Genomic DNA, 24,503 nt, shown 5'->3' with positions numbered 1-24,503 from the left:
CATGTCATCAGAAGTGGGTGTTGATGCTCATGTAGTAGGTACGGCCCGATTCGTTATAGGTGGCTGCGCCTGCGCCATACATGTAGGAGTTGGTTTTCGCGTTACCGACAGTTTGTGCATTACCGGCGCGGAATTGGCGTTTGTCGAACAGGTTGTCGATGCCGGCGGTGAGGCTGACGTTTTTGGTCAGGTCATAGGTCGCGCTGGCGCCGACGACGGCGTAAGGGCTGACCTCGCGGGCTTCTGAGCCGACAGCGCTCTCTCCTTTATAGTTATACTTCTTCGGTTTCTGGCGGCCGTACCAGGTCAGGGTGGACTGCATCGACAGATCCTGCGTGGCCTGCCAGCTGAGGGTCGAGTTGACGGTGAACTTCGGGATCACCGACAGGTAATCGCCGGTGGTCTTGTTCTTGTTCTCGATCATGTAGGTGGCGTTGTTGCTCCAGGTGACGGTCTCGCTGACCGGCACGTTCAACGAGCCTTCCAGCCCCTGCACCACCGCCTTCGGCACGTTTTCCCACTGATAGATATCGGTTTTAAGACTGTTTGAGGAAATTGGCGCATAGCCAGCCTCAATTTTGTTGCGGTAATCGTTGCGGAAGTAGGTCACGCCGGCCAGCCAGCCGTCGTTATGGAACTCCAGCCCGATCTCTTTGTTAACGCTGGTTTCCGCTTTCAAATCGTCGTTGCCCATCAGATAGCAAGCGCCAGCACTGGCTGCACAACCTTGACCACGGCTATACAGGATATAGTTACCGTTGTTCTGGAACAGATTGGGCGCTTTGTAGGAGCGTGCGATCCCCATTTTCAACGTGAAGTAATCACCCAGTTCCTGCGACAGATTCAGCGCCGGGCTCCAGTTGTTGCCGGATTCGGAGTGCAGATCGTAGCGCAGGCCCGGCGTCAGCATGGTGGTGTCGGTCAGCTCGATATTGTCTTCGGCGAACAGCGAGAAGATATGTGCGGAGGAATAAGGACTACGGTTAGAGCTGTCCACTCCAGGGATCGCTCCACCTTCGGTGAGAGACTGGCTGGTGGAGGTGCCGTCTTTCATCCGTTGCTGAGACCACTCGGTACCCAGCGTGGCGGTTTGCGCGACGCCCAGCTCAAACGGCACGCTGACTTCGCTGTGCGCCAGGAAGTCGTCCAGCTTGATTGTGCCGAAACCGGTGTTATTGGTGTCGAAGATGCCTTCGGTGCCACCGGCCAACCCTTCGTTCAGGCGGGTGTTGCGGGTGCGCTCAAACTGCACGTAGTTGTTGGTGCTCACGCCGTTGTCCCAGGCGCCGCGGTGGGTCAGGCCGAAGGTTTCACGGTAGATGCGGTTGGTCTCTTTGCCGTAATTGCTCTGCACCAGGGGGTTGGTGTTGGTGTTCTGGGTATCGCCGGCGTACAGGTTGCCCTGGCGGCCATAGGCGTACTCGAACTCCAATGACTGCAGATGGGCGAAATCCCAGTGCAGCAGAGCGTCGATGTTTTTATCGACCACCCCTTCACGTCCGGCAGGTAAGGTATTGGAATAGCTGCCGGTGCGCTCGGATTGATGGCCTTGGTTAATATCCCAGGCATCGGCCTGCGTTTTGCTGTAGCCGCCGAACAGGCGGAAGCTCAGGGAATCGCTCAGCGGGCCGGACAGGCTGAAATCGGTGCGCTTGGTGGCGCCTTCCTGCTTGTGCTGCGGCACGTTGAAGTAGCCGTTCAGCGAGCCGTGCAGCGCATCGCCGGCTTTCTTGGTGATGATGTTGACCACGCCGCCCGCGGCGCCGTTGCCGTAGCGTGCAGCAGCGGGGCCGCGCAGCACTTCGATGCGTTCGATCATTTCCGGCGGCACCCAGGCGGTATCGCCGCGGGAGTCGCGTTCGCCGCGCCAACCCTGACGCACCGAGTTGCGGCTGGAGGCCGGTTTGCCGTCGATCAGAATCAGGGTGTTTTCCGGGCCCATGCCGCGGATATCGATCTGGCGATTGTTGCCGCGCTGGCCGCTGGTGGAGTTGCCGGTCAGGTTAACCCCGGGCATGGTGCGGATCAGTTCGCTGATGTCGCGCGCCGGCGGGCGTTTTTTGATCTCGTCGGCGGTGATGGTGGACACCCCTGGCGCCTGCAGGTTCTGCCGGGCGGCGGTCACGACGATGGTGTCTTCGCCGCGCGGCTTTTTATCCGTGGCGCCGCTGTTCTCTTCCGTGGTGGTGGTGTCGGTTTGCTGCGCGGCGCTGGCGAACGCGGACGCGCCCAATCCCAAGCCGATAAGAGTGGCTAAAGAATAACGTGATAGCTTGCTTTTCATCTGAGTGTCCTACCTTGCTGCCATCCCTCGCCGAACGGGGGGAAGGGCGGTTGTAGTTTTTGTGTAGTCGGAAATAGAAAATCGGCTGCGGCAAGGGATGCCATTGATGTATCCCCGATCCCTGTCCGTTGCGCGCAATACCAGCACGATCTCCAAGCCTTACACACTATTGCAAATGCAAATTATTATCAATAGTATTTGGCGTACAGTGCGTTCGGGCGGTGGCCGGCGATAGGGAAAAGTCGACGTTCCCGGTGCCGCCAACTACAAAATGGGTAGGCGTTGTGAATACAGAACTACAGTCAGAAAGCAGCAGATTATTGGCCAGCAGCAATGCGGGCAGTCCAGGGTGGTGGTTGACGGTGGCACGACGCGGTACGCCATGGGTAGAACCGGCGGGTAACGGCCGCTGGCGCACCACCTTTTTCTGGCGCGATCCCCAGGGATGCGAATTGACCTCCGCCTACCGTCGCGTGTGGATCAACATTAACTGCCTGACCGACCACCATCAGCCGAATCCGCCGCAAAGCCTGCAGCGTTTGGCCGGCACCGACGTGTGGTATTGGCAGACCGAACTGAGCGGCGCCTGGCGCGGCAGCTACTGCTTTATCCCCTGCTTTGACGAGCGGCCGCCGGCGTTCAGCGGCGACGATGCGCACGCCAACATGCACAACCTGCGTCACTGGTGGCATCAGGTGTTCGCCAGCGCTACCCCCGATCTGCTCAACCCGTATCGCTCCTGGCAAAGCGCCAGCGGTCACAGCGTCTCCGGTCTGCACATGCCGGATGCGCCGCCGCAGCCGGTATGGCGTTCGTTCGACGAATATGAGATCGCCAGCGGGCGCTGCACGCCGCCGCTGCCGGCGCGTTTGCAGCGGCATACCTGGCAGAGCGAGCGCCTGGGCAACAGCCGCGATGTCTGGATCTACACCACCGGCGACAGCAAGCCGGCCGAGCGCCCGCTCGCGATCTTGCTCGACGGCCAGTTCTGGGCGAAGCAGATGCCGGTTTGGGCGCCGCTGATGCAGCTGACCCGCGAGGGGGCGTTGCCGGAAGCGGTTTATGTGCTGATCGACATCATCGATCTGCCGCACCGGGCGCGAGAATTAACCTGCAAGGACGATTTCTGGCTGGCGGTGCAGGAAGAACTGATGCCGCAGCTGGCCGACTGGGCGCCGCACAGCGACAAGCCGGCCGATACGGTGGTGGCGGGGCAAAGCTTTGGCGGCCTGGCCTCCCTGTATGCCGGGCTGCGCTGGCCGCAGCGCTTCGGCGCGGTGATCACCCAGTCCGGTTCCTACTGGTGGCCGCGGCGCGACATGCTGCAGCTGCCGAGCATTCCCGACGACGCCTGCTGGCTGATGCAACAGGTAGAACGGCACGGCTTGGGCAACCACGGCGCGCTGAAGGTCTTTATGGAAGCCGGTTCGCAGGAAAAACTGGTGCATCGGGTCAGTGGCGAAATGGCGGCGCGCCTGAGCGACGCCGGCCATCGGGTGCACTACCGGGTGGTGGAGGGCGGGCACGATGCGCTGTGCTGGCGCAGCGGCCTGACCGATGGGCTGCAGGCGGTATGGGCTTCCGCTTTCGCCACCGCTTACCCGGCATCGGCGACGGCACGAGGAACACATGATGGAAAGCCTGAATCCGTTCGATGATCAACAGCAGCGCAGCCTGGTGCTGCGCAACGTACAACAACAATACAGTTTGTGGCCGGATTTCCGCGCCATTCCGTCCGAGTGGACGATCGTCTTTGGCCCGGCGGCGCGCCTCGAGTGCGCCGAATGGCTGGAACAGCATTGGCAAGATATTCTGCCGGTCGCAGCACGCGAGGCGTGACCGGCGCCAGGTAATCACGGGAGCAATAAGCAGTGTCACACACCCCTAACTCTCTCAGCGGCCCGGCGCTTGCGGGCGAATGGCCGCTGGTCGCGGCACAACCCGGCATCTGGGTCGCCGATCAAATCTCCCCGCATCGCAATGCCTACGCGGTGGCTCACGCCATCGAACTCAACGGCCCTGTCGCCGTGGAGCCTCTGCTGCAGGCCATCATCCAGGGTCTGGGCGAGGTGGACATGCTGCGCCTGCGTTTTGCGGAACGCGACGGCGTGCCGGTGCAATGGCTGGATGACACGCTGGTGGTGCACGCGCCGGAACTTGTCGATCTGACGACGTCGCCGGATCCTGAAGCCGCCGCGCGCGCGCTGATGGACATCGATCTGGCGAGCGATCTGCGCGCCGGCAGCGGCGCGCCGCTGTATCGTCATGTGGTGATGCGTCTGGCGGATGACCGCTGGTTCTGGTATCAGCGCTATCACCATCTGCTGGTGGACGGTTTCAGCTTCACCGCCATCGCGCGCCGCGTGGCGGCGATTTACACCCATCTTTGCCGCGGCGACGCGCTGGAACCGACGCCTTTCACGGCGTTCAGCGACGTGGTGGCGGAATACCAGGCTTACCGGGAGGCGCCGGCCTGGCAACGCGACGCCGATTTCTGGCGCGAAAAAGCACGGCAGCTGCCGCCGCCGGCCACGATCTGCCCGCAGCCGCTGGCCGGGCAAACGCCCACGCCGCGCATCCACCGGCTGGAACAGCGCTGCGATCCGCAGGCCTTCGCCGAACTGGTGCAGTGCGGCGCGCAGCAGAAGCTGAACGCCGCCGATATGGCGGTGGCGCTGGTGGCGCTGTGGGTGTCGCGTCTGAGCGGCCAACCGAGCTTCAGCGCCGGTTTTATCTTCATGCGCCGTACCGGATCGGCCGCCCTGTGCGCCGCCGGCCCGGTGATCAACGTGTTGCCGATGGAGATGCACCTCGAGCCGCAGGCCACGCTGTATGAGGCCGCCGCCCGCATCAGCCGCGAGCTGAAAACGGTGCGCCGCCATCAGCGCTACGACGCCGAACAGGTGCAGCGCGATCTGGGGCGCATCGGCGACGGCGAACCGCTGTACGGTACGGTCTTCAACTTCAAAATGTTCGATTACCAGCTGGACTTCGCCGGTATCGAAGGCATTACCCACGATCTGGCCTCCGGGCCGGTGCGCGATCTGGAGATTGCGCTGTTTATCGACGAACACCATCAGCTGAAGGTGGAGCTGCTGGCCAACGCCGAGCGTTACAGCCGTCAGGAACTGCTGGCGCATCTGCAGCGGTTGCCGCTGCTGCTGGCGCAGTTCGCCGCGCAGGCAACGTTGCCGATCGGCGAAGCCGACATGCTGACCGCCGACGATCGCGCTCTGCTGGCGCGGGTCAACGACACGGCGCATCCGGTGCCGGCGACCACGCTGAGCCAACTGCTGGCGCAGCAGGCGCAAAGCACGCCGAACGCGCCGGCGCTGGCGGATGCGCATTTCAGCTTCACCTACCGCGAAACGCGCGAACAGGTCACGGCGCTGGCGCGCCAGCTGGTTGTGCAGGGCGTACGGCCGGGCGACATCGTGGCGGTGGCGCTGCCGCGCTCGGTGTTCCTGTCGCTGGCGTTGATGGCGATCGTGGAAGCGGGCGCCGCCTACCTGCCGCTGGACACCGGTTATCCGGACGAGCGGCTGGCGATGATGCTGGAAGACGCCGCACCCCGGCTGGTCATCACCAGCCCGGCGCAGCAGGCGCGTTTCGCCGACAAGGGCGAAATTTTGCTGTATGACGCACCGCTGGCGGCCGATCACGCCGCCGGGGTGGCGATCGCGGGCCCGACGCCGGATCATGCGGCCTATATCATCTTTACCTCCGGCTCCACCGGGCGCCCGAAAGGCGTGCTGGTCGGCCATCAGGCGATCGTCAACCGCCTACTGTGGATGCAACACCAGTATCCGCTGGGGGCGGACGACGCGGTGCTGCAGAAAACGCCGTGCAGTTTCGACGTCTCGGTGTGGGAATTCTTCTGGCCGCTGATGGTCGGCGCCCGGCTGGTGATGGCGCCGCCGGAGGCGCATCGCGATCCGCAGCAGCTGCAACAGCTGATCGCCCAACATCGCATTACCACGCTGCACTTCGTGCCGTCGATGCTGGCGGCTTTCGTGGCCGCCCTGGACGACGACGCGGCGGTGGCGAGCTGCGCCGCGTTGCGTCAGGTGTTCTGCAGCGGCGAAGCGCTGCCGGCGGAGCTGTGCCGCCTGTGGCAAAGCCGCACGGCGGTGCCGTTGCACAACCTCTACGGCCCGACCGAAGCGGCGGTGGACGTGACCTGGCATCCGGCCTACGGCGACGCGCTGGCGAAGGTGACCGGCGCCAACGTGCCGATCGGCCTGCCGGTATGGAACACTGGGTTGCGCATTCTGGACGCGCGCCTGCGGCCGGTGCCGCCGGGCGTGGCGGGCGATCTGTATCTGACCGGCGTGCAGCTGGCGCACGGCTACCTTGGCCGGCCGGATCTGACCGCCAGCCGCTTTGTCGCCGACCCGTTCGGCGAGGGCGGACGGATGTACCGTACCGGCGACGTGGCGCGCTGGCTGCCGGACGGCGCGGTGGAATATTTGGGCCGCAGCGACGATCAGCTGAAGATCCGCGGGCAGCGTATCGAGCTGAGTGAAATCGATCACGCCTTGCTGTCGCTGCCGGGCGTGCGCCAGGCGGTGACGCACGCGCTGGTGTTGCAGGGCACTCCGGTGGACGCCGGCGGCGATGCGCGCCAGCTGGTGGGCTATCTGGTGATGCAGCCAGGCGCGAGCTGGGATGCGGAAGCCCTGCGCGCGGCGCTGGCCGACCGCCTGCCGCCGCACATGGTGCCGGTGGCGCTGGTGGAAATGCAGGATTTGCCGCTGAGCGCCAACGGCAAGCTGGATCGCAAGGCGTTGCCGCAGCCGCAGGGCGGTGAGCGCAAGGCGGGGCGGACGCCGCAGGCCGGGTTGGAAAGCGAGATCGCGGCGGTATTCGCCCGCTTGCTGCAGCGCGAGCAGGTGTTCGCCGACGACGATTTCTTCGCGCTCGGCGGCCACTCGCTGCTGGCGATGCGCCTGGCGGCGGAGCTGCGCCGCGATCTGGGCAAGGCGGTGTCCGTCGGCCAGGTGATGGTGGCGTCGCGCGTTGAGCAACTGGCCGCCTTGCTGGCGGAAGATCGCACGCAGGAAGAGGCCGATCGCAGTGGCTTCGACAGCGTATTGCCGCTGCGCGTTACCGAGGGGCCGACGCTGTTCTGCCTGCACCCGGCATCCGGCTTCTCCTGGCAGTTCAGCGTATTGCCGCGCTATCTCGACCAGCACTGGTCGCTGGTCGGCATCCAGTCGCCGCGGCCGGACGGCCCGCTGGCGCTGAGCGAAGACATGGATCAGGTGGTGGATGCTCACCTGCAGACGGTGTTGCAGGTCCAACCGCACGGGCCGTACCACTTCATCGGTTATTCGCTGGGCGGCACGCTGGCGCAGGGCATCGCCGCCCGGCTGCAGGCGCTCGGCGAGCAGGTGGCGTTCCTCGGCCTGCTGGATACCTATCCGCCGGAGACCCAAAACTGGGACGTGATGCTGGACGACAACGTGTTGAAGGAAGTGCAGCGCGAGCGCGAGCAGTTCCTGGCGGTGTCGCAGGACACGCTCGATCCGGCGCTGGGTGAGACGCGCACGGCGATGTTCGACAACATCGAAGCCAACTACGCCGATTCGGTGCGGTTGTTGTCGCACACGCGGACCGCCCGTTTCCACGGCCAGGCGACGCTGTTCGTCGCCAAACGCACGCTGCAGGAAGGGATGGACGTGCAGCAAACCTGGTCGCAGTATGTCGATGCGCTGCAGGCGCACGAGCTGGACTGCGCGCACGTCGATATCGTTTCGCCGGCGTCGTTCAAAGTGCTGGGGCCGCTGCTGAACCGGATCTTGCGCACGCTGTAATGACGCCCTCATCCCGCCGCCAGGCACGGGGATTGCCCCGCGTTTGGCGGCGTTTCTTGCGGTCGCTAACAATTGAATATCAATGATTTTTATTATCATTATTGATTTCGTCATCTGTGCTAGCATAGCGCTCCGCAACTGCAGAATCCCCGTTTAAAGATGTGGTGAACAACCGATGAGTAGCAAACCCTCCATCCTGCTTGATTTCAGCCTGCTGAAAACCAACCGGGCTTTCCGCGCGGTGTTCTGCGCGCGCTTTATCTCCATTGTGGCGCTGGGACTGATGGCGATCGCCATCCCGGTGCAGATCCAGGCGCTGACCGGTTCCACCCTGCAGGTCGGGCTGGCGGTGACGCTGGCCGGCGGCGGCATGTTCGCCGGGCTGCTGATGGGGGGCGTATTGGCCGATCGCTATGAGCGACGCCGGCTGATTCTGTTTGCGCGTTCCACCTGCGGCGTCGGATTTGTCGGCCTGTGTCTCAATGCCCTGTTGCCGTCGCCTTCGCTGGCGGCCATTTATCTGCTGGCGGTGTGGGACGGCTTCTTTGGCGCGGTGGGGGTGACGGCGCTGCTGGCGGCCACGCCGGCGCTGGTGGGCCGCGAAAACATCGTGCAGGCGGGCGCCATCAGCATGCTGACGGTGCGCTTCGGCTCGATTCTTTCTCCGGCGATCGGCGGCCTGGTGATCGCCCATATGGGCATCACCTGGAACTACGGTCTGGCGGCGTTCGGCACCCTGCTGACGCTGCTGCCGCTGCTGAGTCTGCCGCAGCTGATGCCGCCGCCGCAGCCGCGTGAACACCCGCTGCGCGCGCTGGCGGGCGGTTTCGCCTTCCTGTTCCAGAACAAGGTGATCGGCATGGTGGCACTGATCGGCGCGCTGCTGACCATGGCCAGCGCGGTGCGCGTGCTGTACCCGGCGATGGCGGAAGGCTGGCACATCGACGCTGCCCACCTCGGTTATATGTACGCCGCCGTGCCGCTCGGCGCCGCCATCGGCGCGTTCACCAGCGGGCGCGTGGCGCATGTGGCGCGCCCCGGCTGGGTGATGCTGCTGACGGCGATCGCGGCGTTCGCCGCCATCGGCCTGTTCGGCCTGATGCCGTGGTACAGCCTGGCGTTACTGTGCCTGGTGGCGTTCGGCTACCTGAGCGCGCTGAACTCGCTGCTGCAATACGGTCTGATCCAGAGCCTGACGCCGGACAACTTCCTCGGCCGCATCAATGGCCTGTGGACGGCGCAGAACGTGGTGGGCGATGCGCTGGGCGCGTTGCTGCTGGGGGCGATGGGCGCCTTTATGCTGCCGGCGATGAGCGCCAGCGGTTTCGGCTTCGGCGCGGCGCTGCTCGGCATCCTGTTGCTGTTCGCCATGACCGGTTTGCGCCAGGTTACGCTGCACAAACCGGAGCCGCAGCCCGCCACAGAAAAGTAGTCGAACGCGTTAAAACAACGCTGTGGGATCAAATAGCAATGCTTATCATCGGCATGCGTAAAACCCACAGCGTTTATGTCATGATTTCGAAATGAAAGAAGTGCTTACGTTTATTGACATAGCAAATATCGGCGAGTAATTTAGCGCGGAATTAACTCAAATGATAATCATTATTATATTGGTTATCACTTCAAATTCTTGAGGGCGAAGCGATGGATACTGCCGTGAACGACATCAATCGAAAGGAAGTGCAGGAGTGCGAAGAGCAGCGATTTGCCGCTGATTTTTCTCCCGCGTCGGGCTTCTTCTTTACTTCTCCTTTCCGTAGTCTGACCACCACCGGTTGTTTCAGCCGCATTCGCCTGCCGGCCGCAGACGGCGCCGATCTGAACGGCGAGTTCCAGCGCAGCGTACGGCAGGCGTTTGCCGAGGCCCGCCAGGCCGGCATCAAAAAGCCGCTGCTGTGCGGCGCCATCCCGTTCGATACCCGGCAGCCTTCGGCGCTGTTTATTCCGCAGCAGAGCCGCTGGTTCGATCGCGCCGCCTTTATGGCCGGCGTTAGGCCGGCGGCGGATGGGCCGGAGCTGGCCGGGGTAACGGAACTGCCGCCACAGCAGCCGTTCATGAATATGGTCAGCGACGCCGTCGACGCGATGAAGGCCGGTGAGTTGGACAAAGTGGTCTTGTCGCGCCTGCTGGAGATCGAAACGCGTCAGCCGGTGGATCGCCATGCGCTGATGGCGCGCGTGATTGCCCAAAACCCGCACGGTTTCCATTTCCATGTGCCGCTGGAGCAGGGCGCGCTGTTGGGCGCTAGCCCCGAGCTGCTGCTGCGCCAGGACGGCGGCCGTTTCTATTCCAACCCGCTGGCCGGTTCCGCCCGGCGCGAGGCCGACCCAGAGCGCGATCGCGAAGTGGGAGAGCGGCTGATGGCCTCGGCGAAAGATCGCCACGAGCACCGCATCGTCACCGAAAGCATGCGTGACGTGCTGGCCGGCCGCTGCCGCTACCTGAACGTGCCGCAAACCCCTGAACTGCTGACCACCACCACGCTGTGGCATCTCTCCACGCCGATCGACGGCGAGGCGGCATCTCCCGACGAAAACGCCCTGTCGCTGGCCTGCCTGTTGCACCCGACGCCGGCGCTGTGCGGCATGCCGACGGCCCAGGCGCACGCCCTGATCGGCAAGCTGGAGCCGTTCGATCGCGGCCTGTTCGGCGGCATCGTCGGCTGGTGCGACGATGAAGGCAACGGCGAGTGGGTGGTCACCATCCGCTGTGGCACCGTTGACGGCAACCGGGTGCGGCTGTTCGCCGGCGCCGGCATCGTGGAAGACTCTTCACCCGAATCTGAATGGCATGAAACAGGCACCAAACTCAGCACCATTCTGCGTGCCTTTGGTATAAATCAAGGATAACGACAAGATGAGCATTGCCTTTACCCCCTGGCCGGCGGAGTTCGCCAGCCGCTATCGCGAGCGCGGCTACTGGATTGACAAACCGCTGACCGAGATCCTCGACCGCCAGGCCAACAACGACGCCCCGGCGATCATCGACGCCCAGGGCAGCCTGACCTACCGCGAGCTGCAGCAGCGCTCCGATCGCCTGGCAGCCGCTTTGCTGCGCCGCGGCGTGAAATCCGGCGACACCGCACTGGTGCAGCTGGGCAACGTGGCGGAGTTCTATATCGTGTTCTTCGCGCTGCTGAAAATTGGTGTGGCGCCGGTCAACGCGCTGTTCAGCCATCAGCGCAGTGAGCTGAACGCCTATGCCGAGCAGATCAAACCGGCGCTGCTGATCGCCGATCGCCAGCACGCGCTGTTTGCCGACGATCAATTCCTGAACGCCTTCCGCGATGCGCATCCTTCGCTGCGCGTCGTGGCGCTGCGCAGTCAGGCCGAGGGCGAGCTGGCGCTGGCCGCCTGGCTGAACGAAGCGAGCGACGGTTTCGTCGCGCAGCCTTCCGCGGCCGATCAGGTGGCGTTCTTCCAGCTTTCCGGCGGCAGCACCGGTACGCCGAAGCTGATCCCGCGCACCCACAATGATTACTACTACAGCATTCGCCGCAGCGTGGAGATCTGCCGCTTCGACGCGCAGACCCGCTATCTGTGCGCGCTGCCGGTGGCGCACAACTACCCGATGAGTTCGCCGGGCGTGCTGGGCGTGTTTTATGGCGCCGGGCTGGTGGTGTTCGCCGCCGATCCGGACGCCGGGCAATGCTTCCGCCTGATCGAACAGCACCAAATCAACGTGACGGCGCTGGTGCCGCCGGCGGTCACGCTGTGGCTGCAGGCGATCGAAGAGTGGGGCGGCAATGCCCAGCTCGCCAGCCTGAAACTGCTGCAGGTGGGCGGCGCCAAGCTGGGCGAAACGCTGGCGGCGCGCATTCAGAACGAAATCGGCTGCCAACTGCAGCAGGTGTTCGGCATGGCGGAAGGGCTGGTGAACTACACCCGGCTGGACGATGACGAACGCCACATTCTGGCGACGCAAGGGCGGCCGATGTCGCCGGACGACGAAGTGTGGGTGGCGGATGACGACGGCAATCCGTTGCCGGCGGGCGAGGTCGGGCGGTTGATGACGCGCGGGCCTTACACCTTCCGCGGTTACTACCAGAGCCCGGCGCACAACGCCGATGCTTTCGACGCCGACGGTTTCTACTGCTCCGGCGATCTGATCAGCATCAGCGAAGACGGTTACATCACCGTGCAGGGGCGGCAAAAAGACCAGATCAACCGCGGTGGGGAGAAGATCGCCGCCGAGGAGATCGAGAACCTGCTGCTGCGTCATCCTGACGTGATCAACGCCGCGCTGGTGTCGATGCCGGACGCGCTGATGGGGGAGAAGAGCTGCGCCTATATCATCGCCAACGCGCCGCTGAAACCGGTGGTGCTGCGCCGTCACCTGCGTGAACAGGGCGTGGCGGACTTCAAACTGCCGGATCGCTTTATTCAGGTGGACAGCCTGCCGCTGACCCCGGTCGGCAAAGTGGACAAAAAACGGCTGCGCCAGCAGCTCGACGCGCAACTACAGACTCAGGCTCAGGGAGATTAATCGATGGCCATTCCAAAACTTAATGATTACGCGCTGCCGACGGCGGACGAACTGCCGCAAAATAAAGTCACCTGGCAGGTAGAACCGCAGCGCGCCGCGCTGCTGATCCACGATATGCAGCAGTATTTCCTCAACTTCTGGGGCGAGGACAGCGCGCTGATTAAACAGGTGGTGGAGAACATCGCCAACCTGCGTCGTTACTGCAAACAGCAGGGCATTCCGGTGTTCTATACCGCGCAGCCGAACCAGCAGAGCGATGAAGATCGCGCGCTATTGAACGACATGTGGGGGCCGGGTCTGAACAAACACCCCGAGCAGCAGGCGGTGACCGCCGCGCTGGCGCCGGACGAAGACGATACGGTGCTGGTGAAATGGCGCTACAGCGCCTTCCATCGCTCGCCGCTGCAGGAAATCCTGCAGGAGTCCGGCCGCGATCAGCTGATCATCTGCGGCGTGTATGCGCACATCGGCTGCCTGACCACCGCCATCGACGCCTTCATGCGCAACATCCAGCCGTTCATGGTGGCCGACGGTCTGGCGGACTTCTCGCGCGACGAACACCTGATGGCGCTGCGCTACACCGCCGGCCGCTGCGGCCGGGTGGTGACCACCGCGTCTCTGCTGCCGGCGGCCGGCATCGCCAGCATTGATGCGCTGCGTCAGCAGATCCTGCCGCTGCTGGACGAAGACAGCGAGGACATGGGCAACGATGAAAACCTGATCGATTACGGCCTGGATTCGGTGCGCATCATGGAACTGGCGACCCGCTGGCGCAAGATCCGCGGCGACATCGACTTTATCGCGCTGGCGCGCAACCCGACCATCGACAGCTGGTGGGCGCTGCTTTCCGAAGAGAAAGCCTGATTTTAATCACGAGCAGAGGGCGGCCGTTCGGCCACCCTGTTGGCTTTATAAGGAGATTTTGATGAATACTTTGATCACCAAGGGAAAACGTGCGGCATTTCCGCTGATGCTGCTGTCTACGCTGCTGTTCTCCAACACTTTGCAGGCGCAAACCGCGCCGGAAGTGCTGCGCAAGCCGGTCGGCAAAGGCGCCTATGAAATGGCCTACAGCCCGAGCGAGAACGCGCTCTACCTGGCCACCTCGCAGAGCCGCAAGCTGGACAAGGGCGGCATCGTTTACCGTCTGGATCCGACCACGCTGGACGTGACCCAAATTATCCATAACGACATCAAGCCGTTTGGCGCCGCCGTCAACGCCAAGACCGGCACGCTGTTCTTCGGTAACACCGTCAATAACTCGGTGACCGCCATCGACGCCAAGACCGGCGACGTGAAAGGTCGCCTGGTGCTGGACGCGCGCCAGCGCTCCGAAACCGTCAAGCCGCTGGCGCCGCGTGAACTGGTGGCGGATGCCGACAGCGATACCCTGTACATCACCGGGCTGGGGGATTCCAGCGTAGTATGGGTGGTGGACGGCAAGGATCTGACCCTGCGCGCCACCGTGACCGACACCGGCAAGTACGGCACTGGCCTGGCGCTGGACGCCGCCGCCAAACGCCTGTACGTCACCAACGCCGACGGCGAACTGGTGACCATCGATACCCAGAGCAACAAGGTGCTGTCGCGCAAGAAACTGGATGAGTCCAAAGAGCACTTCTTCCTGAACATCAGCCTGGATACCGCCACCCATCGCGCCTTCATCACTGATTCCAAGCAGCCACAGGTGCTGGTGGTGGATACCCGTAACGGCAACATCCTGAGCAAGATCGACGTGCCGGAATCGCTGGCGGTGCTGTTCAACCCGGCGCGCAATGAAGTGTACGTCACCCACCGTCAGGCGGGCGAAGTGAGCGTGATCGACGCCAAGAGCTACAAGGTGTTGAACACCATCAAGACGCCGACCCATCCGAACAGCCTGGCGCTGTCGCCTGATGGCCAAACGCTGTATGTCAGCGTCAAGCAGGCTTCCAGCCGCGAGAAAGAAGCGACCGCGCCGGACGACGTGATCCGCGTCGTGCTGAAATAATCCCACCCAGGTAAGCACACCGAACAGGCGAAGCGGCGACGCTCCGCCTGTTTTTTTTCGCCGTGCGATCTGCGGTATAACGTGTGGATTGCCTTATTGACCCGAAGGAACGTTGGTTATGCCCGTCTCACGCTCTCCGCTGTTGTTGTCCGTTATCACTCTGCTGCTGCTGGCCGCGCTGATCCACAGCGGCATCAGCCCTTACGATCGCACCACCTGGCTGATGGAGGTGGCGCCGGTCTTGATCGTTTTGCCGCTGCTGTGGCTCACCCACCGCCGTTACCCGCTGACGCCGCTGCTCTACACGCTGATTTTCTTCCACGCGCTGATCCTGATTTTTGGCGGCATGTACAGCTATGCCCGCGTGCCACTGGGGGTTGAGGTGCAGCAGTGGCTGGATCTTGATCGCAACCCGTACGACAAACTGGGGCATTTCTTTCAGGGATTGGTGCCGGCGCTGGCGGCGCGCGAGATCCTGCTGCGCGGTGGTTATGTACAGGGGCGCAAGATGCTGGGCTTCGTGGTGTGCTGCATCGCGCTCGCCATCAGTGCCCTGTATGAGCTGATCGAATGGTGGGCGGCACTGGCGCTGGGCCAGGGCGCTGACGAGTTTCTCGGCACCCAGGGCGACCCGTGGGACACCCAGTCCGACATGTTCTGCGCGCTGCTCGGGGCGATATGCGGCCTGTTGCTGTTCGGGCGCTGGCAGGATCGGCAAATCACTCGCTTAGTTTGATAAATTTCAAACAGAATTAGCCCGCCTTTATGGCGGGTTTTTTTATATATATCGCAATGAACGTTGTCGCATCAAGCGAAGGCCGGGAGCCTTAACTGCGCCCAAGGTTCCGCCGTTCTCTATGATTTGCTGTTTATATTTCATTGTTTTATATGAACTTATATTTAATTTGTAAGAATTTTCTTATTATAATTGCTGTGCTAATATCATGTTGTTTGGTGGGGAATTGGCGTTGACATGGTTTGTAGCGCAGGGAATGTATGAGATACATAATTAATAATAATATTAAATATCACGAAGATAGATCGGAATTGGTCTCGGTGCATGACGATATCCCGCCGATTATGCTGACGGCCACACTGAACCGCCTGCTCTCCACATTAGTCAGAAACAACAATCTGGTGTTATCCAGAGAGACGTTGTTGACGCAGGTGTGGGAGGCTCACGGTCAGGTCGCTTCCGGTAATAACCTCAACAATACCATTTCAATTTTACGCAAGGCGTTCTCTTCGCTTGGCGAGGAGGAGATCATCGTCACCTTGCCGCGGCAAGGTTTTATGTTCACCGCCGCTACGATCAAAACGGCGGACAGCCAGGCGCCCGCAGAGGATCCGGCTCCGGAGGTGGGCCAGGATGTGGGTATCCCCTCTGAGGTAGGCTCCGCCGCTGTACGCAGCTATACGCGTTTCAAAGCCGCCGGGCTGGCGGCTTTGTTGGTTCTGGCGTTGGGCAGCGGTATTTGGGCGTGGTGCGATGCAGGCTATCAGCCGATCAGCACGATCGACGGGGGGCGCATCGACAGCTGCAGCGTGCGCCTTATCACCACTTATCACAAGCCGGCAATCAACAAGGTCGATTTGGATCATCTGCGCGACATGCTGAAGCGGCGGCCGCAGATTCACTGCAACGAACCGGCGACGCTGCTCTACTACGACACGCAAACACTGGTGCCAAACGGCGCCGGGAGAACCCGAACGTCCTATTTCTATTACTGCCCAGAGTCGCAAATGGCGGATAACAAGGTGCAATGCGAGAGTTTCTATGAAAGCTGGGGCCTGTAAGCGATGAAACGATATGGTTACGCGATTGCGGCGTTACTGGCTATGGGGTGCTGCGCCATCGCCGGTTACTTTTTATTTTTCAGACCGCAAATCCCGGAGTGCCGGGCGGTTGAACACGTAACTGACAACATTGCCGGCCGCAGCGTTGAACGCATTGTTCTGATAAATGTGGTTCCCGATGGCCCGCGGCGTATCAACATATTATTGAACGGCAGAGTCTATGACGGTAAAGAGCACTATGTTGTCTCACGTACTCTGGTTCTGGATTATCGATGGCAGGGCAATAACTATACGCTGTGGGTGAAGGAAAATATCAAGAAACCGCATGACTCGATAAGGCTTGAGGATTTTAATCGGCGGTTGCCGGTGGAAGGTATGCAGTTACACTGGCGTATCGAGCAAATTGATAGCCGGCATTTCTTGTTTGCCGATAACCATGCGCCGTTATTTGTGTGTGCTACACCCTAAGATGAATCCCCTTGGTTAGGACAAGGGGATCCTGAGAGTGAGATGGCCTGGTGAGGTAACATCTTGCAATATCAATGCTATTCTTTGTCGATATAATTGTAGATACACGGGCTGCTTTTTTCTCGCGGGCAGAAGGTTAACAGCTCTTTGCCTTTCTGCGAAGCCTCATCGCGAATGTTATCATAGTAATACACGTCAGCTTTACTTCTACAATTAAAACCAGCGCGCTGGATAAATCGCTTGATTTCGGATAAGTGGCCGCTCCCCGAATTCATGCTGTATATTTGGCAGCGATCGTAGTCACCTAAAGGATACATGCTGATACGGGTGGCGTTTTGATAAAGCACGATAGCGGCAAACGGCACCAGGCAGGCTAAAAATGCCAGCAGAAGACGCCTGAATGGGCTATTGGTGCCATTATGCAGCACTTCTTTATTGGTTAGTTTACTGACCTCATTATCTCCCTCTGGATTGTTTTCCGGTTTTTTTACCTCCTCATTGTTATTTACTTCATGAATGATATCTGCGGTGAACTTAAACCCCTGACGCGGATAGGTGACAATAAGCGCCTCTTCGCCGAACTGCGCCAGCGATTTGCGTAACCCTGATACATAATTATTCAGATTGTTGTTCGAGGCCTTAAGACCATGCTCAACCCAGACATCATTAAGCAGCCTTTCACGCATTAATAACACATTATTGTTACGGATGAACAGTGATAACAGCCTGGCGCTGGGTCTAAGTAAGACTATTTTAGTTGCCGCATTATCAATATGCGACAATGTGTTCTCATCTTCATCATAGAGAACGTTGTTATTTATATGGAAGATCATTTTTTCAACCTGTCAACTTACCTGTCGAGAGATGATTCTGAGACCTGCGTGCTGTTTTTTCAATCCTTCGTATTAATGGTCAATAGGATTTTTCCCTCTATTCATATAATTATATTAATCCGGGTCTAAGTGTATAAGTATTAAAAAATAAATAAGGTCATTTAATTTCTATTTTTTGGTATTTAAATCTATTTAATGTGTATTTTTCATATTTAAATCCTGTGTTTTTGTCTTTTTGCGACATAACGTTTTATTTTTGATCTGGGCGGGGTAAATTTGTTGCCACTGATACGGAACGCTGAAAGGCAGGTATCAGCGAAAGAATCTGCGCTCGATAATAAAGCGGCGCGTTAAACATCAAGAGTGAATTGTTGATCTAATTGACGTCAATGAGTACCTCTTTCTTACTAAGGAATGTAAGGGATTTAATATGAAACTGAATAAAATCATGATGGCAGCAGTATTGGCTTTCGGCGTAGCGTCTGTGGCTCACGCAAAAGACCAGGGCCACGGCACCGTAACCTTTAAAGGCGCGATCATTGACGCACCTTGCTCAATTACCCCGGAAACCGTAGACCAGACCGTTAACCTGGGCCAGGTTTCCAACGTGGCGCTGAAAAACGGCGGCCAGTCTACGCCGAAAAACTTCCAGATTAAGCTGGAAAACTGCGAGCTGAACGCTGGTGATGCAAATGGCGTTGGCAAGAATAATGCTGTAGCTATCACCTTCACCGGTGCAGCTTCAGTAGAGGACGCTAAGCTGCTGGGCATTACCGGTACTGCTAAAGGCGCTGGCATCGCCATCACCGACGGTTCCGGCAAGGTGATCGAGCTGGGTAAAGCTTCTTCAGCGCAAACGCTGGGCAATGGCAATAACACCCTGAGCTTCTCCGCTTACCTGCAGGGTAACAAGGCTTCTAACGCTGTTATCACCCCGGGTGACTTCCAGTCCGTGGCTGACTTCACCTTGGCTTACCAGTAAGTCCGGTTGTGCAGTGATAATGCAGCATGCGGGCTTGCCCGCATGCTTTTCCCGGGATTCGAGCGGTGGAAATTCTGTGAATAGGGAGCATTCAATGAGTTATTTTCCTGCAAAATTAATGCTTCCCTGCCTATTGTCCTTAATGTTAATCGCGGATAACGTTCAGGCCGCTCGCCCCAGTCAAGGATGGGGACAGGTCAATATGCAAGGAGCCATTATCAATACCGCCTGCGCTATTGCCGCCGGCAGTCGGGAACAGTTAATCGATATGGATGTCACACCGGTTGCAGATATTATTCGTGACGGCAGCGGGGGAGCTAGTTATTTCTCCATTGAGCTAATTAACTGTGTTTTATCTCGGGCTGAGAGTAATTTGCCAGACTGGAGTGGTTTTCGGGTGACTTTTGACGGGGATGCCGACGGGGAGTTATTTGAGATGCATGGTGGGGCAAAAGGCATCGGATTGCAAATCGTCGATGCAGAAGGAAATATTGCCCACCCAGGAAACCCATTGCCCATTCGAGAAGTATTGCCGGAAAGAATGCTGCTTAACTACCAAATGCGGCTGGTCGCTAATAATCAGCCACTGCAGGCAGGAGAGTATTATTCTGCGGTGCGTTTTAAAATGGACTATTACTGAGGCTGAGCTCTGCCGATAAATACTATTAAATAAACAGGGTCGTGGATATGTTTTTTTCTCCTGCATGGAAGCTGTTTCGTCCTCATGCGCTAAGTATCGGTATATTTCTGGCGTTAGCGCATTTAACGCCAAAGGCAGAAGCCGAGGATGGCATTCAGTTTAATACCGATATTTTGGACGTGAACGATAGAAAAAATATCGACCTGAGCCAGTTTTCACGCAGCGGCTATATCATGCCGGGCGCCTATGCCATGGTGATTCATCTTAATAACAATGAATTGCCGGAACAGAGCGTCAGTTTTTATCCGCCGGATGACGATGCTCAGGGCAGCCAGGCCTGTATTTCACCGGCGCTGGTGGAACAGCTGGGGCTGAAACCGGATGCGTTGAAAGGACTGCGTTGGTGGCATCAGGACGAGTGTCTGGATATCGCCAGCCTGAAGGGCATGGAGGCGCGCGGCGATTTAGCCACGGCGGCGCTGTATTTGAGCATTCCGCAGGCTTATCTGGAATATTCCTCGCCTGACTGGGATCCGCCGTCGCGCTGGGATGAGGGCATTCCGGGCCTGCTGTTTGACTATAACGTTAACGGCCAGACTCAGCGCCAGGAGCGGAGCGGTGGGCAGAGTAACAGCCTGAGCGGCAACGGCACCGCCGGCGCCAACGTCGGTGCCTGGCGATTGCGCGCTGACTGGCAGGGGCAGCTCAATCACCAAACCGGCAGCGGCCAGGGTACCGATCAGCGGCTGGACTGGAGCCGTTACTACGCCTATCGGGCCGTTTCTGCGCTGCGCTCGCGCCTGACGCTGGGTGAGGACTACCTCAACTCCGGCCTGTTCGACAGCTTCCGTTTCACCGGCGTTAGCCTGGTGTCTGACGACAACATGTTGCCGCCGAACCTGCGCGGCTATGCCCCGGAAGTGGTCGGGGTGGCAAAAACCAACGCCAAAGTCACCATCAGCCAGCAGGGGCGGGTGATTTATGAGACTCAGGTGGCGGCGGGGCCGTTCCGCATCCAGGATATCAGCGAGGCGGTCTCCGGCGAGCTGGACGTGCGGGTGGAGGAGCAAGACGGCAGCGTGCAGGCGTTCAAGATGAACACCGCCAGCATTCCATACCTGACGCGCCCTGGTTCCTGGCGCTTCAAAATGGCGGCGGGCAAACCTTCAGACTGGCAGCATCGCAGCAATGGGCCGCTGTTCGGCACCGGCGAGTTTTCCTGGGGGGTGAGCAACGGTTGGTCGCTGTACGGCGGCGGCCTGTTCGGCGGCGACTACAACGCGGCTTCGTTGGGTATCGGCCGCGATCTGATGGCGCTGGGCGCGCTGTCGTTCGACGCCACCCAGTCGCGGGCGCGGTTGCCGCAGCAGGACGGCACGCTGAGCGGCGGTTCATACCGCCTGAGCTATTCGAAGACCTTCGACGAGACCGACAGCCAGGTGACCTTCGCCGGCTACCGCTTCTCGGAGCAGGACTTTATGAGCATGAGCGAGTATCTGGACGCGCGCTACTACGGCGGCCGGGTGGGCAACAACAAGGAGATGTACACCATCACCTTTAACCAGCAGTTCCGGGATATCGGCCTGAGCCTGTACCTGAACTATGACCACCAGACCTATTGGGATCGGCCGGCTAATGATCGTTACAACCTGACGCTGTCGCGCTATTTCGATATCGGCCGCTTCCGTAACCTGAGCCTGTCGTTGACCGGTTACCGCAACAAGTACGAAAACACCAACGACGACGGCATGTACCTGTCGCTGTCGCTGCCGTGGGGACAGAGCGCCAACCTGAGCTACAGCGCGACGGTAAACCGTCACGACAGCAGCCAGCGAGTGGGGTATTACGATCGGTTGGATGAGCATAGCAACTATCAGCTGAACGTCGGCAGCGCCAGAAACGGCGCCAGCTTCAGCGGCTATTACAACCGTGAGGGCGATATGGCCCAGTTGAGTGCCAACGCCAGCTATCAGCAGGGCAGCTACAGCGCGCTGGGCTTCAGCGCGCAGGGCGGTGCGACCTTAACGGCAGAAGGTGGAGCGCTGCACCGCATCGGCATGCCGGGCAGTACCCGGCTGCTGCTGGATACCGGCGGCGTGGCCGGGGTGCCGGTGCGTGGTTACGGCAGCACCGTAGATACCAACCGCTGGGGCAAGGCGGTGGTGACAGACGTTAACAGTTACTACCGCAACAAGGCCAGCATCGATCTGAACAAGCTGGGAGAAAACGCCGAGGCTACCAAATCGGTGGTGCAGGCCACCCTGACCGAAGGGGCAATCGGCTATCGCAAGTTTGATGTGATCGCCGGGGAGAAGGCGATGGCGGTTATCCGGCTGGCGGACGGCAGCACGCCGCCGTTCGGCGCCACGGTGATGAACGCCAGCAAACAGGATACAGGGATTGTGAACGACGGCGGCAGCGTCTACCTGAGCGGCATCCGGCCAGGTGAAAGCATGACCGTGCACTGGAACGGCGCGGCGCAGTGCGCCATCAGCCTGCCGCAAGCGTTGCCGGCTGACATGATGAGCAACCTGCTGCTGCCGTGCCGGGCGTTGCCGGCCAATGAGCCAGAGGCGTAATGAACGCGAACACCCTATTTGAATCTGTAAGAGTGATAAACGTATGAAAAAGAACTTTACCATGAGCAAACATCAATTGCTGACCGCCGCGCTGTTGGGCGCGCTGCTGGCGCCGCAGGCGCAGGCCGCTATCGCGCTGGATCGCACCCGGGTGATCTTCGACGGCAGCGAAAAGTCTGTCAGCCTGAATATCAGCAACCAGAACAAGCAGTTGCCATACCTGGCGCAGGGCTGGCTGGAGGACGAAAAGGGCAACAAGATTCAGAGCCCTCTGGCCGTGTTGCCGCCGGTGCAGCGCGTGGAGCCGGGCAAGCCGAGCCAGGTGAAGATCCAGGCGCTGCCGGCGACCAAACAGCTGCCGCAGGACAGGGAGTCGCTCTACTACTTCAACCTGCGTGAGATCCCGCCGAAGAGCGACAAGCCGAATACGCTGCAGATTGCGCTGCAGACGCGCATCAAGCTGTTCTATCGCCCGTCGGCGATTGCACCGCAGCAGAATGCCGCGCCATGGCAAGAGCAGCTGACGCTGAGCAAGCAGGGCGACAAGTATGTGGTGAATAACCCGACGCCTTATTACGTCACTTTGGTGGACGCAGGGGCCAGGAAAGGCGTGGCTGGCGTGCAAGGTTTCGAGCCGTTGATGGTGCCGCCGAAGAGCAGTGCGCCGCTCGGCGTCAACGCCAGCGCGTTGGGTAACGGCCCGGTGCTGACCTATATCAACGACTACGGCGGTCGCCCGCAGCTGAGCTTTAACTGCAGCGGCAACGCCTGCCAGGTCGTGCCGGAAAAGAGCAAGTCGTAACACCACCGGCTGCGGCGGGTCATCGGGAGGAATAAAGATGCAATGGATGAGCGAGAAACTGAGAAAACACCTGCCGGAGCGTCACGACTGTCGGTATTACGGCACCTTGGGTGGGCTGGCGCTGATGGTGCCTCTCACCCTCGGGGCGATGCTGTGGCTGATGCCGGCTGCACAAGGGCAGGTGGCGGATAACTGGTACACAGACGGCGCCAATGGCGTGCTGCAGGTGCGCGGTGCGCTAACGGAGAGCGCCTGTCGGCTGGAGATGGAAAGCGCCTGGCAGGTTATCAGCCTGGGGGAGATCGGCACCGGGCGCCTGCAGAATATTGGTGACCGCGGCGCGCCGGTAGCCTTTGAGTTACGGCTGAGAGACTGCCTGCGCAGCCCGGCCGGCAGCCGGGATTCACGTACCGGCGCCTTAACCTGGGCCAATGATCAACCGGCGGTAACGGTCACTTTCCGCGCCGGGCAGGATGCGGATAATCCGCAGCTGGTCAGGGCTCAGGGTGTTGCCGGGTTGGGATTGCGTCTTACCGACAGCCGTGGACAGGATGTGCGGCTGGGCAGCCGCGGGGAACCGCTGCTGCTGACGCCGGGGCAGAATACCTTGAGCTATAGCGTGGCGCCGGAACGCACGGCGGCCCGTCTGGCGGCCGGAGCCTATCGTGCCACGGTGGATTTTAGCCTGAGCTATGACTAAGGAGTTGAGAAGTATGGCGCACATATTCAGCCCGGCCGGTAGTTGCAGCCTTTGGCGCAATGCGGCGATGTGTCTTCTCTGTGTGGGAATGTCACCATTGGCCAATGCGGCGACCACGGTGACGGTCAGCGTCACCGTACTGGAAACACCGTCTTGCGTGATTAACGACAATAAAACCATCGAAGTGGACTTCGGCGAGATCCTGACGGTCAAGGTGGATGGCAACAATTATAAGAAATCGGTTGATTATACGCTGAAATGTTCGGGCATTAAGTCCAATGCCATGCAGATGAAAATTCAAGGCGGTGCGACCGCGTTCGATGCTTCCGCGCTGCGGACTAATATCAGCGACTTCGGGGTGGCATTTCGTTCTGATGGGAAGCCATTGCCCATTAATAGCTGGCTGAAGTTCACCTACTCGGGTAGTCAGGCTCCGCCATTAGAGGCTGTTCCGGTAAAAAGAGCGAATGCGAAGCTGCCCGGCGGTGACTTTACTGCCGGCGCCACCCTGCTGCTAGCCTATCAATAGAGGAGAGGCAACGATGAAAAAGCTTGGCATAGTTTGCCTCATCCTATTGGGTATCACTGCTCGAGAGGGGATAGCAGTGGAAAACATGAGTTTCAAAGGGACGCTACGCGAGGATGTGCCCTGTGAGCTCAATGATGGGCAACCGATAAACGTGGATTTTGAAACGGTGGGCGTTAATAAAATCGATGGGGAGCGTTACAAGAAGTCGTTTTCGGTGAAGGTGAGTTGCCCGGCGGAATTCGATGTTGCCTATAAGATTTACTATGTCGGTCAACCCAGTAGTTTTGATACGGCGGCGTTGGCCACTAACGTCAAGGGGTTGGGGATTAAGGCGCAGTGGCAAAAAAATGGCGCTTTTGTTGATCTTGGCGTCGGCGGTGCGATTAACGGTCTGGCTGATATGGATCTTAATTTCCAGGTGGTGCCTGTCCGGAAAGTGAATACGGAGCTGGTGCCGGGTGCGTTCAATGCCTCCGCATCGTTCCTGCTTAAATATGAGTGAGCTCGCAGTTGTTAACTGCGCGAGGGGAAATGACGAGAAAGAGAGCAAGATGCTTATGCCGGTGTGACTACAGTTGCCTGAAATTGATATTCACG

Annotated in this window: 20 protein-coding genes; 18 read left to right on the top strand and 2 right to left on the bottom strand. The window is 59.9% G+C overall.

Going from position 1 to position 24,503, the window contains the following annotated elements:
• Positions 1 to 7 precede the first annotated feature (7 nt).
• Positions 8 to 2,284, bottom strand: a complete 2,277-nt coding sequence (locus GT753_RS23090) for a TonB-dependent siderophore receptor (protein ID WP_015376341.1) — start codon at positions 2,282 to 2,284, stop codon at positions 8 to 10.
• 284 nt (positions 2,285 to 2,568) lie between these two features.
• Between GT753_RS23090 and fes the strand changes: the two genes are divergently transcribed.
• The 11 genes from fes to GT753_RS23035 all read left to right on the top strand — a co-directional run bounded on the left by fes (position 2,569) and on the right by GT753_RS23035 (position 16,841).
• On the top strand, positions 2,569 to 3,942 hold the full coding sequence (fes, locus tag GT753_RS23085) for an enterochelin esterase (protein WP_074469401.1): 1,374 nt from the start codon (positions 2,569 to 2,571) through the stop codon (positions 3,940 to 3,942).
• On the top strand, positions 3,917 to 4,123 hold the full coding sequence (locus tag GT753_RS23080) for an MbtH family protein (protein WP_004930023.1): 207 nt from the start codon (positions 3,917 to 3,919) through the stop codon (positions 4,121 to 4,123). Before fes ends, GT753_RS23080 begins: the two co-directional genes overlap by 26 nt.
• A gap of 32 nt (positions 4,124 to 4,155) precedes the next feature.
• Entirely contained in the window at positions 4,156 to 8,100 is a 3,945-nt protein-coding gene (locus GT753_RS23075) for an enterobactin synthase subunit F (RefSeq protein ID WP_160125988.1), read from the top strand.
• Positions 8,101 to 8,275: 175 nt separating this feature from the next.
• A complete protein-coding gene (gene entS / locus GT753_RS23070; protein ID WP_015376345.1) occupies positions 8,276 to 9,532 on the top strand; it encodes an enterobactin transporter EntS in 1,257 nt (418 codons plus the stop codon).
• A gap of 212 nt (positions 9,533 to 9,744) precedes the next feature.
• Positions 9,745 to 10,950 carry an isochorismate synthase gene (locus tag GT753_RS23065; protein ID WP_015376346.1) on the top strand — a complete coding sequence of 402 codons (1,206 nt, stop codon included), beginning with the start codon at positions 9,745 to 9,747 and terminating at the stop codon, positions 10,948 to 10,950.
• Between the two features lie 7 nt (positions 10,951 to 10,957).
• On the top strand, positions 10,958 to 12,586 hold the full coding sequence (locus GT753_RS23060; RefSeq protein ID WP_160125987.1) for a (2,3-dihydroxybenzoyl)adenylate synthase: 1,629 nt from the start codon (positions 10,958 to 10,960) through the stop codon (positions 12,584 to 12,586).
• Between the two features lie 3 nt (positions 12,587 to 12,589).
• Positions 12,590 to 13,450, top strand: a complete 861-nt coding sequence (locus GT753_RS23055) for an isochorismatase (RefSeq protein WP_004930014.1) — start codon at positions 12,590 to 12,592, stop codon at positions 13,448 to 13,450.
• 106 nt (positions 13,451 to 13,556) lie between these two features.
• Entirely contained in the window at positions 13,557 to 14,576 is a 1,020-nt protein-coding gene (locus GT753_RS23050; protein WP_370531156.1) for a DUF5074 domain-containing protein, read from the top strand.
• A gap of 118 nt (positions 14,577 to 14,694) precedes the next feature.
• Positions 14,695 to 15,312: a DUF2238 domain-containing protein gene (locus GT753_RS23045; RefSeq protein WP_075685541.1), complete on the top strand. Its 618-nt coding sequence runs from the start codon at positions 14,695 to 14,697 to the stop codon at positions 15,310 to 15,312.
• Between the two features lie 320 nt (positions 15,313 to 15,632).
• The gene (locus GT753_RS23040; protein WP_230199824.1) at positions 15,633 to 16,373 is read left to right on the top strand and encodes a helix-turn-helix domain-containing protein; all 741 of its coding nucleotides are present in this window, start codon (positions 15,633 to 15,635) and stop codon (positions 16,371 to 16,373) included.
• 3 nt (positions 16,374 to 16,376) lie between these two features.
• Positions 16,377 to 16,841: a hypothetical protein gene (locus GT753_RS23035; RefSeq protein ID WP_015376352.1), complete on the top strand. Its 465-nt coding sequence runs from the start codon at positions 16,377 to 16,379 to the stop codon at positions 16,839 to 16,841.
• Between the two features lie 77 nt (positions 16,842 to 16,918).
• On the opposite strand, the gene GT753_RS23030 is transcribed toward GT753_RS23035, so the two are convergent.
• Positions 16,919 to 17,674: a winged helix-turn-helix domain-containing protein gene (locus GT753_RS23030; protein WP_015376353.1), complete on the bottom strand. Its 756-nt coding sequence runs from the start codon at positions 17,672 to 17,674 to the stop codon at positions 16,919 to 16,921.
• Between the two features lie 430 nt (positions 17,675 to 18,104).
• Here GT753_RS23030 and GT753_RS23025 point away from each other — a divergent pair, with 430 nt between their 5' ends.
• From GT753_RS23025 to GT753_RS22995, 7 genes are all read left to right on the top strand, one after another.
• A complete protein-coding gene (locus GT753_RS23025) occupies positions 18,105 to 18,656 on the top strand; it encodes a fimbrial protein (protein ID WP_015376354.1) in 552 nt (183 codons plus the stop codon).
• A 94-nt stretch (positions 18,657 to 18,750) separates the two neighbouring features.
• Entirely contained in the window at positions 18,751 to 19,296 is a 546-nt protein-coding gene (locus tag GT753_RS23020; protein WP_031300205.1) for a fimbrial protein, read from the top strand.
• 47 nt (positions 19,297 to 19,343) lie between these two features.
• Positions 19,344 to 21,875 carry an outer membrane usher protein gene (locus GT753_RS23015; RefSeq protein WP_160125986.1) on the top strand — a complete coding sequence of 844 codons (2,532 nt, stop codon included), beginning with the start codon at positions 19,344 to 19,346 and terminating at the stop codon, positions 21,873 to 21,875.
• Positions 21,876 to 21,918: 43 nt separating this feature from the next.
• On the top strand, positions 21,919 to 22,677 hold the full coding sequence (locus GT753_RS23010) for a fimbria/pilus periplasmic chaperone (RefSeq protein ID WP_075686649.1): 759 nt from the start codon (positions 21,919 to 21,921) through the stop codon (positions 22,675 to 22,677).
• A gap of 37 nt (positions 22,678 to 22,714) precedes the next feature.
• Entirely contained in the window at positions 22,715 to 23,377 is a 663-nt protein-coding gene (locus GT753_RS23005) for a fimbrial protein (RefSeq protein WP_060558242.1), read from the top strand.
• Between the two features lie 13 nt (positions 23,378 to 23,390).
• Positions 23,391 to 23,906: a fimbrial protein gene (locus GT753_RS23000; protein WP_015376359.1), complete on the top strand. Its 516-nt coding sequence runs from the start codon at positions 23,391 to 23,393 to the stop codon at positions 23,904 to 23,906.
• Between the two features lie 13 nt (positions 23,907 to 23,919).
• On the top strand, positions 23,920 to 24,408 hold the full coding sequence (locus tag GT753_RS22995) for a fimbrial protein (RefSeq protein WP_015376360.1): 489 nt from the start codon (positions 23,920 to 23,922) through the stop codon (positions 24,406 to 24,408).
• Positions 24,409 to 24,503: the final 95 nt, after the last annotated feature.

The sequence above is a fragment of the Serratia sp. Z4 genome, from assembly GCF_009900725.1.
Classification (GTDB): Bacteria; Pseudomonadota; Gammaproteobacteria; order Enterobacterales; family Enterobacteriaceae; genus Serratia; species Serratia nematodiphila.
This window is presented reverse-complemented; position numbering and strand designations above follow the sequence as displayed.

Coding starts and splice junctions, on each gene's coding strand:
- GT753_RS23090 (WP_015376341.1), bottom strand. CDS start 2,284: ATGAAAAGCAAGCTATCACGTTATTCTTTAGCCACTCTTATCGGCTTG.
- GT753_RS23080 (WP_004930023.1), top strand. CDS start 3,917: ATGGAAAGCCTGAATCCGTTCGATGATCAACAGCAGCGCAGCCTGGTG.
- entS (WP_015376345.1), top strand. CDS start 8,276: ATGAGTAGCAAACCCTCCATCCTGCTTGATTTCAGCCTGCTGAAAACC.
- GT753_RS23065 (WP_015376346.1), top strand. CDS start 9,745: ATGGATACTGCCGTGAACGACATCAATCGAAAGGAAGTGCAGGAGTGC.
- GT753_RS23060 (WP_160125987.1), top strand. CDS start 10,958: ATGAGCATTGCCTTTACCCCCTGGCCGGCGGAGTTCGCCAGCCGCTAT.
- GT753_RS23055 (WP_004930014.1), top strand. CDS start 12,590: ATGGCCATTCCAAAACTTAATGATTACGCGCTGCCGACGGCGGACGAA.
- GT753_RS23050 (WP_370531156.1), top strand. CDS start 13,557: ATGCTGCTGTCTACGCTGCTGTTCTCCAACACTTTGCAGGCGCAAACC.
- GT753_RS23045 (WP_075685541.1), top strand. CDS start 14,695: ATGCCCGTCTCACGCTCTCCGCTGTTGTTGTCCGTTATCACTCTGCTG.
- GT753_RS23035 (WP_015376352.1), top strand. CDS start 16,377: ATGAAACGATATGGTTACGCGATTGCGGCGTTACTGGCTATGGGGTGC.
- GT753_RS23030 (WP_015376353.1), bottom strand. CDS start 17,674: ATGATCTTCCATATAAATAACAACGTTCTCTATGATGAAGATGAGAAC.
- GT753_RS23025 (WP_015376354.1), top strand. CDS start 18,105: ATGAAACTGAATAAAATCATGATGGCAGCAGTATTGGCTTTCGGCGTA.
- GT753_RS23020 (WP_031300205.1), top strand. CDS start 18,751: ATGAGTTATTTTCCTGCAAAATTAATGCTTCCCTGCCTATTGTCCTTA.
- GT753_RS23015 (WP_160125986.1), top strand. CDS start 19,344: ATGTTTTTTTCTCCTGCATGGAAGCTGTTTCGTCCTCATGCGCTAAGT.
- GT753_RS23010 (WP_075686649.1), top strand. CDS start 21,919: ATGAAAAAGAACTTTACCATGAGCAAACATCAATTGCTGACCGCCGCG.
- GT753_RS23005 (WP_060558242.1), top strand. CDS start 22,715: ATGCAATGGATGAGCGAGAAACTGAGAAAACACCTGCCGGAGCGTCAC.
- GT753_RS23000 (WP_015376359.1), top strand. CDS start 23,391: ATGGCGCACATATTCAGCCCGGCCGGTAGTTGCAGCCTTTGGCGCAAT.
- GT753_RS22995 (WP_015376360.1), top strand. CDS start 23,920: ATGAAAAAGCTTGGCATAGTTTGCCTCATCCTATTGGGTATCACTGCT.